Raw genomic sequence first — 14,030 nt, forward strand, 5'->3', positions numbered from 1 at the left:
GCAATCGCGGCGAACGGCCGTTAGGCCAGCCTTAAGCCAGAAGCGAGCGCAGCATCCACGCAGTCTTTTCGTGAATGTCCATGCGTTGCGTCAGCAGATCGGCGGTCGGTTCATCGGCGGCCTTGTCGACGTCCGGGAACAGGCTGCGGGCGGTGCGCGTCACGGCTTCGTGGCCGGCCACCAGCTCGCGGACCATGTCCATCGCCTCGGGCACGCCCTTCGATTCCGGAATCGACGACAACTTGGCGAACTCCGAATACGAGCCCGGCGCGGGATAGCCCAGCGCACGGATGCGCTCAGCCACCGGATCGACGGCATTCCACAGTTCGTTGTACTGCGTCTCGAACATCAGATGCAGCGTGTTGAACATCGGGCCGGTGACGTTCCAGTGGAAGTAATGCGTCTTCAGATAGAGCGAGTAGGTATCGGCCAGCAGGCGCGACAGGCCTTCGGCGATCTTCTTCCGATCCTTGTCAGCAATGCCGATGTTGATCTGGGCTGCGGCAGTCGCGCCGCTGTTCTTCTTTGCCATCTGGATTCCCCTATGAAGTGGTGTGCAAAAACGCAATGCCGTTGCCGTGATTCAGCGTTGGGCAATGCGTGCTTCGAGCCTTCTTTCGGTTGCCACTGAAGCAGCAAGTTCCGATCGTCGCATCGTCCTATGACGAAACGCAGAGCGGAAGGCAACCGAGCATCAGGCCGGTCATCAGACCGTGAGCTGCACCATACCGTGCAGGAGCACGATCATAGCGCCGGCAGCCACGATGGACAGGCCGATCTGCTTGCGCACCCACTTGCGGTGCAGGCGAGCGGATTCTGCAACCCGCGAGACGCGGCCGCCGGCTGCACTGCCCGGCATGCCGGACAACGTCAGCACCTCCGCCTGCGAGGCGCGCACTGTGCCCGCAAACCCCTGCCACTCCGAAACGAACATCCGCATCATTGCCATCTTTTTTCTCCTTGCGACCCTGCGCGCTCCTGATGCCTTGCCACAGCTCCGGGCAACTTCATGCATCTATCAGGCTAGTGCGATTCACCATAGGCGGCGAGCCATTCCAGCACGGTCGCAACGGTGTTCGAAGCAAGCGGCAGGGACATGACGGGCTCCACGGTGATTGGGCAGCGAGCGATAGGCTCACCATGAAACACAGTCTACCTTCCAACTATCGATGCGTATATTTGATTGTTTTTATCTATCAATTAGACGTGCGCTATGGCCGTCATGCGGTGGTGTGTCCAATCGGGGTGTAAAGCGAAAGGGTGAGCGATGGCGTTGCGGGCCCGCGGCAGGAAATCCCGCGTCGCGCAGTCGGACGTTTTCGCCCTCGTGCATGCAGAGGGCTACGCCGTTTGGTTCGATGCAAATGTTGCACCCTCTGTAGCGGAACTCAATGTAGTATACCCCCCCACAGTATATTTATCGAGGTCATGGATGAGCCATACCATCCGCGAGAAGCAAAAGCTGCTCAACCGCGTTCGGCGCATCCGCGGCCAACTCGATGCGATTGAGCGCGCGCTGGAGGAGGAACAGGGGTGCGCGCCGGTCCTGCAGCAGATCACGAGTTGCCGCGGCGCCATGAACGGCTTGCTGGCCATCGTGTTGGAAGACCACATCCGCACCCACCTGACCGAGGTGGATGACGAACATGAATACACCGAGGGCAGCGCCAAGGAGCAGCTGATCGAGGTCGTGCACAGCTATTTCAAATGAGCCAGCCATGAGTAACTTCTACGACACGCCGTTCGGTATCGGCCACGACCACGTGTTCCTGGGCGCGGGGCACGAGAAAAACGAGCGCAAGACATGGGCGGTGATCGTGCTCTGCACCCTCATGATGGCCGCCGAGATCATCGGCGGCAGCATGTTCGGCTCGCTGGCCCTGGTGGCTGATGGGCTGCACATGTCGACGCACGCCGGCGCCATGCTGATTGCGGCGCTGGCCTACACCTATGCGCGGCGCCACGCGAGCGACCCGCGCTTTGTGTTCGGTACGGGCAAGCTCGGTGACCTGGCCGGCTTCACCAGCGCCATCATCCTGGCGATGATCGCGCTGCTGATTGGCTACGAGGCGGTGGTGCGATTCCTCTCGCCGGTGCCGATCCACTTTGGTGAGGCGATCCCGATTGCGGTCGTCGGTTTGCTGGTGAATATCGCAAGCGCCTGGCTGCTGAGCGGTGGCGACCACGGTGGTCACAGCCATGGTCACCATCATCACCATGGTCACGCCCACGGACACGATCACGGCGCAGCCGGACTTGGCGACACGCATCCGCATGGCAAGGAAGTGCAACACATCGACGCGCCAGCGGGTGTGTTTGCACTTTCGATCTTCGAAGATGGCGTACCGCCAGTGTTCCGCCTGGCTGGAGAGACCGCCCCGCTACCCAGCGACGTGGCGACGGTCACCACCATCCGACCCGACGGCAGCCGGCAGGAATTCCTGATGGTCCGCAAGGCAAACTACCTGGAATCCACAACAGAAATTCCGGAGCCGCACGCCTTTACTGCCGTACTCGGCATTGGCGGTCAGGAACACAGCGTGGCCTTCGAAGAGCATGACCACGATTACACCGATGGACACGGGGCGCACCATCGCGACCACAACATGCGCGCGGCCTATGTGCACGTTGTGGCCGATGCCGCCGTCTCGGTTCTGGCCATCATCGGGCTGTTGCTGGCAAAAACCTTCGGCTGGCTCTGGATGGACCCGCTTGCAGGCGTCGTCGGTGCGCTGGTCATTGCTAACTGGGCCTACGGACTGATGCGCGACACGGGTGGCATCCTAGTCGACATGACCCCCGACAAGCACATCGGCAGCCGCATCAAGACTGCACTGGAAACCGATGGCGACACGCTGCTCGATCTGCACGTCTGGCGCATCGGCCCTGGGCACTTGGGCGTGGTGGTCTCGGTGGGCACACGCCAAGCGCATCGCGGACCGCAGTTTTATCACGAACGGCTGCGGCGATTCCAAGCCCTGTCACACGTTACGGTCGAGGTTCATTCGTTACCGACCGAATGACCTGACGTCCGACCCGAACATATCTCCCGGACCACTAGCAAGGGAGGCGGTACCCCGTCATGTGGGGGCCGCTCCACCGCCTTTCCCCGACCAAAACAACAAGACATTGCCGCGGCCTATCTGCGGACGCTCCTCTCCCGACCATGTACCGCCCATCTAGATTTGCCCGCATTTGCGCGGCAGCGCTTGCTCTTGCTGCGCTCGCTTGCAGCCCATCACACGCGCACGGCATTGCTGGCAACCGCTTCTTTCCGGGAACACTGAATTTCGACGACCCCGCTGTTGCTGACGAATTCTCGATCACCGCTGGCACCGTGCAACACCCAGGCGACGGCGGCAACGTCATGGATCGCGGTGCGACAGTCTCGTTCGCGCGGCTGCTGACACCAGAGGTCTCGATCGGCTTTGACACTGGCTTCATCCGGCGCGACTGGGAAGGTGCACGCCAGCCCGGCGCGACCGGTTCCGACTTGATTCTCAAATCCCGGCTCTACGAAGACGATCTGAACGAGACGCTTGTGGCCGCGTCGCTGATCTATGGGCTGCCCCAGACCGGCGCTAAACGCCTCGGCGCCAGCACTTCAGCGACCATCGCGCCCAGCCTGTACGTTGGCCAGGGGTTCGGATCGCTGCCTGATGCCTGGTCCTGGTTGCGCCCGTTCGGCATCACGGCGGGCGTCAGCGTGGCCGTACCGACCAGCAAAGCATCGGACAACCTGAGCTATGACCCGATGACGCGACAGTTCAACCCTGTAAGGACAGCCAACGTCACCACCGTGCATTGGGGGTTCGCATTGGAGTACAGCACGCTCTATTTGACGGATCGGTTTGTACCCGGCGTGCTCCCCAAAGAGGAACCCCTCCACCAATGGATCCCCTTGGTTGAGTTCGCATTCGACTCACCACGCGGTCAGCGCACGCGCGGCACCGTCAACCCTGGCGTCGCCTACATCAAAGATACATGGCAGGTGGCAGCCGAGCTGGTCCTGCCGTTGACCCACGGATCGACACGGGGCGTGGGCGCCAATTTGCAGGTGTTGTTCTTCCTGGACGATTTCCTGCCGGCGCTGTTCGGAAAGCCGATACTGACCCGCTAGCAGGGGTGCTCTGCTACACTGCGGCCCGTTGTCATTGGGGAGTAGCCATTCCGGGCGCAATGCTCGGAAGTCCACATCAACAAACTTGAGACCGTGCTGTCTCATGGTGTGGACAGCCTCTGCTGTAAGCAGAGCCGCCAGGCGAGACCTTTGGCCGCGACGTGCACACCCCGGCCGGGCGACGCGCGTCGTCGTGCCATGGGTTGATCGCGTTGCCTGGCCACCTTATTGCATGCTCCTCACGATCGGTCTTTTCCTGATGTCGGCAGGCACCATTTATTTGGCCTGCGAATACTTCGTCAACGGCATCGAATGGTGCGGCAAGCGACTGAATCTTGGCGCCACAGCCGTCGGCTCAGTATTGGCCGCTTTTGGGACCGCACTGCCTGAAAGTGCCGTCACGTTCGTGGCTGTGGTCTTCGGTTCGACGGCCGAGCAGAAGGACCTCGGTGTCGGCGCTGCGATGGGCGGCCCGCTTGTCCTGGCCACACTCGCGTATGCGGTTGTTGGTTTGGCGTTGATGATGAATCGACGCCGGCTTGGCCGCGCTACCGCGGAAGTCAAGGTCGACCATGCCCGCATGAGCCGCGACCAAGCGGGCTTCCTTGGCGTCTTTGTTGTCAAGGTTGCCCTGGGGCTTGTTGCCTTTGCATATAAGCCTTGGCTCGGCATCCTTTTCCTCGTGGCGTATGCGATCTACGTCTGGCGCGAGATCAAGGACAGTGACACGGCACCGGAGGAAGAGGCGCTGGAGCCCCTCTCGATTCGCCCGAAGTTGGCGGAACCTCCACTGGGGTGGGCTGTGCTGCAAGCGCTGCTCGCGCTGGTCGTCATCGGCGGGGCTTCGCACGTCTTCGTGGCACAGCTCGAAGCGATTGGCACAGCGCTGCACTGGCCAGCACACCTTGTCGCGCTGCTGCTCAGCCCCGTTGCGACCGAGTTGCCCGAGACGATGAACGCCCTGATTTGGGTCCGCCAGGGCAAGGAACGCCTCGCCTTGGCCAACATCTCGGGAGCCATGATGATTCAGGCCACCATCCCGAGCGCACTGGGGATCTTCTTCACGCCGTGGCGATTTGATGGGCCGCTGCTTGCGTCCGGCATCATTACCGCGGTCGCCATCCTGTTCTTGTGGATGATGTTCCGGCGCGGCGTCATGCATGGGCGAACCTTGATAGCAGTCAGCTCCTTGTACGCGCTCTTTGCGCTTGTTCTTGCGATCGGATTTCCGGTCACCCGCTAGCGGGACGCCTTGCATCGTTTCATGCTGTCGACACACAGCGGGAACCCTGCGAGCCAGCGGTGGACTCCCGAACGGCAAAACGACAACGTCGACTCCGGCTCCGCGCTCTCCTCGCGAGTCAGCTCGGCGCTTGTTCCAATGTCCTTCGCGAAGCTGACACGACCAGCAGATACGTCGGTGGATCAGTGGATCAGTGGATCAGCGGCGTGGGCGGCAACAGCTTGACGCCGGGCAGTTCGCATTGCGCGACCGCCTTGGCCACCGCCTCGATGGCGGCAATGCGGGTAAAGCTCTTGCGCCAGGCCAGAACAACACGGCGGTCGGGCACCGGCTCCTGGAACGGTACGTAGGTCAGGAGATCGGTGGCGGCGGGCTGCATGTTCGGCACCGATGTACGCGGCAGCACGGTAATGCCGACACCGCTGGCAACCATATGCCGGATCGTTTCGAGCGACGAGCCTTCGAACGTCTTCTGGATACCGTCGGCGTTCTGCGAGAAGCGCGACAGCTCGGGACACACGCCCAGCACGTGATCGCGGAAGCAATGGCCGTTGCCGAGCAATAGCATGGTTTGCTGCTTGAGCGCCTCCGGGTCCACCGACGACGCCGTGGCCAGTTCATGACCGCGCGGCACCGCCACGACAAAAGGCTCGTCGTACAGCGGCACAGTCATCAGGCCGGCCTCGGGAAACGGCTCGGCCATGATGGCGCAGTCGATCTCGCCCTGCTTGAGCAGCTCCACCAGCCGCACGGTGAAATTCTCCTGCAGCATCAGCGGCATCTGCGGGACGGTGTTGATCATCTGCTTGACCAGCGCGGGCAGCAGGTACGGGCCGATCGTATAAATCACCCCAAGCCGCAGCGGCCCGGCCAGCGGGTCCATCCCCTGCTTGGCGATCTCGCGGATCGCCATCGTCTGTTCGAGCACACGTTGCGCTTGCGTGACGATCTGCTCGCCGACGGGCGTGACGCTCACTTCCGAGGCGCCGCGCTCGAAGATCTGCACGGCCAGTTCGTCTTCCAGCTTCTTGATGGCGACCGACAATGTCGGTTGCGAGACGAAGCAGGCCTCGGCGGCACGCCCAAAGTGGCGTTCCCGCGCGACGGCGACGATGTATTTGAGTTCGGTGAGCGTCATGACGATCAATCGGCTTGAGGATATCGATAGATTTTACCAAGGGACGTGCAATATTGCTTGCGGTCGAACGGTTGGCCGGCATTGACAACGCTGCCGGTCGCCCCATCTTCCGTGGATTCGCCCCACCAAAACAAAAAGGAGCCGCTCCACCATGCGTGACGAACCTACCGGCAGCCGATCCCTGCCCCGCGGCAGGCGACGCTTCCTGACGACGGCCGTGGCGCTCATGGCAGCGCTGCATCTCTACATCGGGTGGCGGCTGCTACCGGATCTGGGCTGGAACGGGGCGGGTTGGGCTGCCGGCATCCTTTTCCTGCTCGTTTCGACGGTCATGATCCCCACCGGGATGGCGGCGCGCTTTGTGATCCGCCCCATCTCGCTGGCGGATCGCGTGTCTTGGTTCGGTGCGTTGCTGATGGGCCTGTTCTCTTCGTTGTTCGTGCTGACACTGCTGCGCGACATCGCGCTGATCGTGCTGCCCCGGGCCTATCGGCACGACTCGGCCCTGCTCGTCGTTGTACTCACGTTGCTGGTGACATTTGTCGGCTACGTCAACGCGCGCCGCATCCCCCGCGTCGCCCGGGTGACGGTGCCCATTGCGGGCCTGCCGGCGCCGCTGCACGGCTTCACCATCGCGCAAATCACCGATCTGCATGTCGGCCCCACCATCAAGCGTGCGTATGTCGCGGGCGTGGTGGACCGGCTCAATGCGCTGCAACCGGATGTCATCGCCGTGACAGGTGATCTGGTGGACGGCGAGGTGGACGTGTTGCGTCCGCATATCGCGCCGCTCGCAGGCATGTCGGCAAGGCACGGCGTTTTTGCGGTGACGGGCAATCACGAGTACTACTCGGGCGTCGGTCCCTGGGTGTCCGAGTTTGAGCGGCTGGGCATGCGAGTCTTGATGAACGAGCATGCAGTGCTGGAACACGACGGCGCGCCGCTGGTGATTGCGGGCGTAACCGATTTCAGCGCGGGCAAGTTTGACGCGGCGCACGCGAGCGATCCGGCCCTGGCGCTGGCAGGATCCCCCCCTGGGGTGACGCCGACCGTCCTGCTCGCGCACCAACCGCGCACCGCCCCGGCCGCCGCAGAGGCCGGCTTTGACCTGCAACTATCGGGGCACACGCATGGCGGCCAGTTCTGGCCGTGGAGCCTGTTCGTTCCGCTGCAGCAGCCCTTTACGGCCGGGTTGCACAAGCTGGGGCGCCTGTGGATCTACACCAGCCGCGGCACCGGATATTGGGGCCCGCCCAAGCGGTTCGGTGCGCCATCGGAGATCACGCTGATACGGCTGGAGCCAACCGTCGGCTAAGCCGCAAGCGCCGGCATCCGAAAAGTATCCTATGACATCAATGTCTTGCCGCCTGCCGAATCGGCCCGCACCTTCATGGTGCATCCGAAAATTGTAACGACGCCTCATACCGGCGACATTTCGGTCTATGTCGTTCGGTTGACCGGGCTAGAATCGCTCGACCCGCTGGCACATCCGCACCCTCCCATGTCGATCGATCACCCGCCTTTGCAAAACCCTGCCACGCTGCTCGAAATCGTGCGAGCGCAGTCCCAGATCGCCAAGCTCGGCACCGATCTGGGCGCCATCATGGCGTTGGTGACCGAGCGGGCACAGCATCTGACGTGCGCGACGGGCGCGGTGGTCGAAATGGCGGAAGGCGATGAGATGGTCTATCGCGCCACGTCGGGCCTGACCGAAACGCTGCTGGGCCTGCGACTTGCGCGCCAGGGCAGCCTGTCGGGCCTGTGCGTACAGACCGGCGAAATCCTGCACTGCACCGATTCCGAAACCGACCCGCGCGTCGACCGTGAGGCCTGCCGCCGCGTAGGTCTGCGCTCGATGGTGGTCACACCGCTGCGCCACCTCGACACCACGGTCGGCGTGCTCAAGCTGGTTGCGCCGGAGGTCGACGCCTTCAGCGCCAGCGACATCGGCGTGCTGGAGTTGATGTCCGAGCTGATTGCCTCGGCCATGTTCCACGCCGCCAACGCCGAGCGCGATCAGCTGTACCTGCGCGCGACGCACGACGCTCTGACGGACCTGCCCAACCGCGCGCTGTTCTATGACCGCCTGCGGCAGTCGATCCATCTGGCGCAACGCGCGCACGGTGGCTTGGGCGTGCTCAACATCGACATGGACAACCTCAAACTCATCAACGATCGGCATGGGCATCGCGCGGGCGATGCGGCGATACGCGAGACCGCACAGCGCATGGGCCGCACGGCACGACGCTCCGACACGGTGGCGCGCGTGGGCGGCGACGAGTTTGCCGTGCTGCTGCCTGGCATTGGCGCGCGGGCCGATGCACAGGCGCAAAGCGAGCGGCTCATTGAAGAGGTGCAGCAGCCGTACGTGTTCGAGGGCCAGCCACTGGACCTTCGCGTGAGCGTCGGCATCGCGGTCATGCCAGAAGACGGCACGGAGATCACCACCCTGCTCGATCAGGCCGATCGCGAAATGTACAGCACCAAGCGCGAGCGCAAGCAGGCGCAGCTCGCGCACTAAGCCGGGGCCCCAGCCCTCAAACGCGCAGGTAGTGCTCGCGCTCGCCCAGCCAGCGCTTCAGATGGGTATCGACGGCTTCGGGAAACCGCGCGAGCATGTCGTCCGCCGCACCCTGCGCAAACTCGACGAGCCATGCATCGTGGTTCAGGTCGGCAAAGCGCAGCATCGCTTCGCCCGACTGCCGCGCGCCGAGAAACTCGCCGGGGCCGCGGATCTCCAGATCGCGCCGGGCGATTTCGAAACCATCGGTGGTCTCGCGCATGGTTTGCAGGCGCTGCTTGGCCGTCGGCGACAGCGGCGCCTGGTACAGCAGCACGCACACGGATTCCGCTGTGCCGCGCCCCACCCGCCCGCGTAGCTGGTGCAGCTGCGCAAGGCCAAAGCGCTCGGCGTGCTCAATCACCATCAACGAGGCATTGGGCACGTCCACACCCACCTCGATGACCGTGGTGGCGACCAGCACGTGCAGGTCACCGCCGGCGAAGGCGCTCATCACGGCGGCCTTCTCGGCGGATGGCAAGCGTCCGTGCACGAGGCCGACCTTCAGACCCTGCAGACTTTCCGAAAGCGTTTCAAAGGTTTCGACGGCGGTCTGCAGCTGCAGCGCCTCGCTCTCTTCGATCAGCGGGCACACCCAATAGACCTGTCGCCCTTCGCGGGCGGCAGCGTAGATGCGTTCAATCACTTCGTCGCGGCGCGCATCATTCACCAGACGCGTGACGATGGGCGTGCGGCCGGGCGGCAACTCGTCGATGGCGGAAACGTCGAGGTCAGCGTAGTACGTCATCGCCAGCGTGCGCGGGATCGGCGTGGCCGACATCATCAGCTGATGCGGCACCTGGGCGTTGGCGGCGGGTGCGTCGCCATTGCTCGCCTTGCCGCGCAGGGCAAGCCGCTGCGCCACGCCAAATCGATGCTGCTCATCCACCACCGCCAGGCCGAGGCGCGCGAACGTGACCGCATCCTGAATCAGCGCGTGGGTGCCAATCACGAGTTGCGCGGTGCCGGCGACCACGCGCGCGGCCGCCTCGTCCTTCTGCTTGCGCTTGAGGCTGCCGGCCAGCCAGACGATGTCCACACCCAGCGGTTCGAGCCACGCAGAAAGCTTGCGATAGTGCTGCTCGGCCAGGAGTTCGGTCGGCGCCATCAGCGCAGCCTGCCAGCCGGCATCGATGGCCTGGCAGGCCGCCAGCGCCGCAATGACGGTCTTGCCGCTGCCCACGTCGCCCTGGAGCAACCGCTGCATCGGGTACGGGTGTGCGAGGTCGGCGCGAATCTCATCCCACACGCGGGCCTGCGCGCCGGTCAGCTTGAACGGCAGCGCATTCATGAACCGCGCGAGCAGCCCATCCTTGCCGCTGTCGCGCAGGATGGGCGCATTGCGCATGCGGCGCGCGGCCTGCGCCCGCTTGAGCGACAACTGCTGCGACAGCAGTTCATCGAACTTGATGCGCAGCCACGCCGGGTGCGTGCGCTCGACGAGGCTGTGCTCGTCGACATCGGGCGTCGGCTGATGCAGCAGGCGCACGGCGTCGGCGGGCGTCATCAACTTGAGCGGGGCGAGCGGACCGGTGATGAGGCTGTTCGGCAGCGTTTCCGGCAGCGGCGTACGCGCAAGTGCGTTCAGAATCGCCTTGCGCAAATAGGCCTGCGCCACGCCAGCGGTGCTCGGATACACCGGTGTCAGACGGTCGGGCAGCGGTTCATCCTCCGCCACCGCGCGCACGGTCGGGTGCACCATCTCGGCGCCGAAGAAGCCGCCGCGCACCTCGCCGCGCACACGCAGGCGCACGCCCTCGGCCATCTGCTTGACCTGGCTGCTGTAGAAGTTGAGAAAGCGTAGAACCAGCTCGCCCGAGTCATCGGCGATATGCACGACGAGTTGCCGGCGCGGCCGGAACGCCACTTCATTGCGCGTGACCGTGCCTTCCACCTGCGCGGCCCAGCCGGTATTGGCCCGCGCCGTGGCTTCGGCAATGGTCAGGAGCGTGGTCTCGTCCTCGTAGCGCATCGGCAGGTGCAGGACGAGATCGACATCGCGATGCAGGCCCAGCTTGGCGAGTTTGTCGGCCGGGCGGGCCGATTTTGCCGTGGCCTTGGCCGCTTTATCTGCCGTGGCCGCGCGCTTTGGCTTGGGCGCCGCCGCAGTATCAGCGTCGGGCATAGGAGCAGCATCAGTGGCGGAACGGGCGCGAGACGGCACAGGACGTTTACAATGGCGAACTTTGCGAGTCGCCCGATTGTACCGGCGCCCGCGACCATCACTTGGCGCAATCCACGTCTGCGCCACTTTTCATGCTGACGCTGTCCGATTTCGATTTCGATCTGCCGCCTGAGCTGATCGCGCAAACCGCCCTGCCCGACCGCACCGCGAGCCGCCTGCTGGCCGTGCGCCGCGCGGGAGATGCCGTGCATTTTGAAGACCGCCAGTTTGCCGACCTGGCCGACTACCTGCGCCCCGGCGACCTGCTGGTTTTCAACGACACCCGTGTCATCAAGGCCCGCTTTTTCGGCCAGAAGGCCAGCGGCGGCAAGGTCGAGGTGCTTGTCGAGCGCCTGCTGGACGTGCACACGGTGCTGGCGCAGATCCGCTCCAGCAAGTCGCCGGTCGAGGGCACCACACTGCGCCTGGCCGACGCCTTTGACGTGACGGTGGGCCCGCGCGCCGAGCCGTTCTTCACGTTGCGTTTTCCGCAGCCGGCGCTGGATCTGATCGAGCAATACGGCCGCCTGCCGCTGCCGCCCTACATCGAGCATGACCCGGACAGCTTCGACGAGACGCGCTACCAGACCGTGTATGCGCGCAACCCGGGCGCCGTGGCGGCACCCACGGCGGGGCTGCATTTCGACGATGCGCTGTTCGCCAAGCTGGACGCCATGGGCATCCAGCGCGGCTTTCTCACGCTGCACGTCGGTGCGGGCACGTTCCAGCCGGTGCGCGTGGAAAACATCGCCGAGCACCGCATGCACAGCGAGTGGTACGAAATTACGGCTGAACTGGCCGAAGCCATTCGGGCCACGCGAGCTGCCGGCGGTCGCATCATCGCGGTCGGCACCACGTCGATGCGGGCGCTTGAATCGGCCGCGCAGCCGGATGGCACGCTCAATGCCTGCAGCGGCGAGACCGACATCTTCATCACCCCCGGCTACCGCTTCCGCGCCGTCGACCTGCTGGTGACGAACTTCCACCTGCCCAAGTCGACCTTGCTGATGCTGGTATCGGCGTTTGCCGGCATGAGCGCCATCCGGGAGGCGTATCAGCACGCCATCGCCCAGCGCTACCGCTTCTTCAGTTATGGCGATGCCATGCTGCTGACGCGCGCCCCAACCGAACCCGGCGAACCCGGCGAAACCCAATCGCTCTGACCATGCTCAAGTACGAACTGCTCACCACCGATGGCCTCGCCCGACGCGGCCGCATGACCCTGAACCACGGCGTGGTCGAAACGCCCATCTTCATGCCGGTGGGCACCTATGGCGCGGTCAAGGCGATGTCCCCGGCGGAGCTGAAGGACATTGGCGCGCAGATCATTCTGGGCAACACGTTCCACCTGTGGCTGCGCCCGGGCCTGGAAGTGATGGACGCGCACAAAGGCCTGCACGGCTTCAACGGCTGGGACAAGCCCATCCTGACGGATTCCGGCGGTTTTCAGGTGTTTTCACTGGGCGATCTGCGCAAGATCACCGAAGAAGGCGTGACGTTTGCGTCTCCCATCAATGGCGACAAGCTGTTCCTGTCGCCCGAGATCTCGATGCAGATCCAGCGCCGGCTGAACTCGGACATCGTCATGCAGTTCGATGAATGCACGCCTTACAAGATCGGCGACCGCCCGGCCACCGAGGCCGAAGCCGCCGCCTCGATGCGCATGAGCCTGCGCTGGGCACAGCGCTCGCGTAGCGAATTCGAGCGCGAACACAATCCGAATGCGCTGTTCGGCATCGTGCAGGGCGGGATGTTCGAGAACCTGCGCGATGAATCGCTGGCCGGCTTGCAAGCGATTGACGCCGATGCAGGCGGCGAAGGTTTCGGCGGCTACGCGATCGGCGGCCTGTCGGTGGGAGAACCCAAGGAAGACATGATGCGCGTGCTTCAGCACGTGGCGCCTCGCCTGCCTGCCAACAAGCCGCATTACCTGATGGGCGTGGGCACGCCGGAAGACCTTGTGGCGGGCGTCGCCAGCGGCGTCGACATGTTCGACTGCGTGATGCCGACCCGCAACGCGCGCAACGGCTGGCTCTTCACCCGCTTCGGCGATATCAAGATTAAGAACGCGGTACACCGCAATGATCCGCGCCCTCTGGACGAGACGTGCGGCTGCTATACGTGCAGCAACTTCTCGCGCGCCTACCTGCACCACCTGCAGCGCGTGGGCGAGATCCTGGGCGCCCGGCTGAACACGATCCACAACCTCTATTACTACCTGGAACTGATGGCCGAAATGCGCGCCGCCATTGAGTCGCACGGCTTTGCCGCATTCCAGGTGCGCTTTGCGGCAGACCGCGCGCGCGGGGCCCTGTAAGCCGCCTTCGCAGGGCGCCGGGCGCGCCCATTTGCCGCAGCATCGCAATGGTAGAATGTCGGGTCCGATTTTTGACCGATTGACGAACCATTACGGAGTTCTGACGTGTTCCTGATTTCCGACGCTTACGCGCAAACTGCACCGGCAGCTGGTGGTGCCGCGGGTGGCCTGATGAGCTTCCTGCCCATCATCCTGATGTTCGTGGTGCTGTGGTTCATCATGATCCGCCCGCAAATGAAGCGCCAGAAAGAAACCAAGGCGATGCTCGAAGCCCTGGCCAAGGGCGACGAAGTGGTCACCGCCGGCGGCATTCTCGGCAAGGTGAGCAAGGTGGCCGAGCAGTACGTCACCGTGGAAATCGCTGCCAACACCGAAATCACTGTGCAGAAGAGCGCCGTGACGACCGTGCTGCCCAAGGGCACGCTCAAGGCGCTGTAATCGCCCCATCCAGGCGCCGCGCACGATTGCGCCGGCGCCGGAACCCCAGG

The 14,030-nt window shown here is 64.0% G+C and carries 13 protein-coding genes and 1 riboswitch; of the genes, 9 read left to right on the top strand and 4 right to left on the bottom strand.

Annotated features, from left to right (window positions below):
- Positions 1-31: 31 nt before the first annotated feature.
- The gene (locus tag N5B55_RS12705) at positions 32-532 is read right to left on the bottom strand and encodes a Dps family protein (RefSeq protein ID WP_009241474.1); all 501 of its coding nucleotides are present in this window, start codon (positions 530-532) and stop codon (positions 32-34) included.
- Positions 533-706: 174 nt separating this feature from the next.
- Positions 707-949: a hypothetical protein gene (locus N5B55_RS12710; RefSeq protein ID WP_012762837.1), complete on the bottom strand. Its 243-nt coding sequence runs from the start codon at positions 947-949 to the stop codon at positions 707-709.
- Positions 950-1,432: 483 nt separating this feature from the next.
- Here N5B55_RS12710 and N5B55_RS12715 point away from each other — a divergent pair, with 483 nt between their 5' ends.
- The 4 genes from N5B55_RS12715 to N5B55_RS12730 all read left to right on the top strand — a co-directional run bounded on the left by N5B55_RS12715 (position 1,433) and on the right by N5B55_RS12730 (position 5,363).
- Entirely contained in the window at positions 1,433-1,711 is a 279-nt protein-coding gene (locus N5B55_RS12715) for a metal/formaldehyde-sensitive transcriptional repressor (RefSeq protein ID WP_304538360.1), read from the top strand.
- 7 nt (positions 1,712-1,718) lie between these two features.
- A complete protein-coding gene (gene dmeF / locus N5B55_RS12720; protein ID WP_178960656.1) occupies positions 1,719-3,023 on the top strand; it encodes a CDF family Co(II)/Ni(II) efflux transporter DmeF in 1,305 nt (434 codons plus the stop codon).
- 143 nt (positions 3,024-3,166) lie between these two features.
- Positions 3,167-4,120 (top strand): hypothetical protein, encoded by a 954-nt coding sequence (locus N5B55_RS12725; protein ID WP_304538361.1) that lies wholly within the window; start codon positions 3,167-3,169, stop codon positions 4,118-4,120.
- 24 nt (positions 4,121-4,144) lie between these two features.
- Positions 4,145-4,358, top strand: a riboswitch (yybP-ykoY riboswitch).
- Entirely contained in the window at positions 4,353-5,363 is a 1,011-nt protein-coding gene (locus N5B55_RS12730; protein WP_012762864.1) for a sodium:calcium antiporter, read from the top strand. It overlaps the preceding riboswitch by 6 nt.
- A gap of 190 nt (positions 5,364-5,553) precedes the next feature.
- On the opposite strand, the gene N5B55_RS12735 is transcribed toward N5B55_RS12730, so the two are convergent.
- Complete coding sequence (locus tag N5B55_RS12735; RefSeq protein WP_304538362.1) at positions 5,554-6,501, bottom strand: LysR substrate-binding domain-containing protein; 948 nt, start codon at positions 6,499-6,501, stop codon at positions 5,554-5,556.
- Positions 6,502-6,652: 151 nt separating this feature from the next.
- On the opposite strand from N5B55_RS12735, the gene N5B55_RS12740 reads away from it, so the two are divergent.
- Positions 6,653-7,816: a metallophosphoesterase gene (locus N5B55_RS12740; RefSeq protein WP_304538363.1), complete on the top strand. Its 1,164-nt coding sequence runs from the start codon at positions 6,653-6,655 to the stop codon at positions 7,814-7,816.
- A 75-nt stretch (positions 7,817-7,891) separates the two neighbouring features.
- Complete coding sequence (locus N5B55_RS12745; protein WP_304539793.1) at positions 7,892-9,022, top strand: sensor domain-containing diguanylate cyclase; 1,131 nt, start codon at positions 7,892-7,894, stop codon at positions 9,020-9,022.
- 16 nt (positions 9,023-9,038) lie between these two features.
- On the opposite strand, the gene recG is transcribed toward N5B55_RS12745, so the two are convergent.
- A complete protein-coding gene (gene recG / locus N5B55_RS12750; protein WP_304538364.1) occupies positions 9,039-11,186 on the bottom strand; it encodes an ATP-dependent DNA helicase RecG in 2,148 nt (715 codons plus the stop codon).
- Between the two features lie 131 nt (positions 11,187-11,317).
- On the opposite strand from recG, the gene queA reads away from it, so the two are divergent.
- The 3 genes from queA (at position 11,318) to yajC (ending at position 13,980) form a co-directional block, all read left to right on the top strand.
- Positions 11,318-12,388, top strand: coding sequence for a tRNA preQ1(34) S-adenosylmethionine ribosyltransferase-isomerase QueA (gene queA, locus N5B55_RS12755; RefSeq protein WP_304538365.1), 1,071 nt, complete (start codon positions 11,318-11,320; stop codon positions 12,386-12,388).
- Positions 12,389-12,390: 2 nt separating this feature from the next.
- The gene (gene tgt / locus N5B55_RS12760) at positions 12,391-13,542 is read left to right on the top strand and encodes a tRNA guanosine(34) transglycosylase Tgt (protein WP_304538366.1); all 1,152 of its coding nucleotides are present in this window, start codon (positions 12,391-12,393) and stop codon (positions 13,540-13,542) included.
- Positions 13,543-13,647: 105 nt separating this feature from the next.
- Positions 13,648-13,980, top strand: a complete 333-nt coding sequence (yajC, locus tag N5B55_RS12765) for a preprotein translocase subunit YajC (protein WP_004632835.1) — start codon at positions 13,648-13,650, stop codon at positions 13,978-13,980.
- Positions 13,981-14,030 lie beyond the last annotated feature (50 nt).

Source organism: Ralstonia pickettii (genome assembly GCF_030582395.1).
Lineage (GTDB): Bacteria > Pseudomonadota > Gammaproteobacteria > Burkholderiales > Burkholderiaceae > Ralstonia > Ralstonia pickettii_D.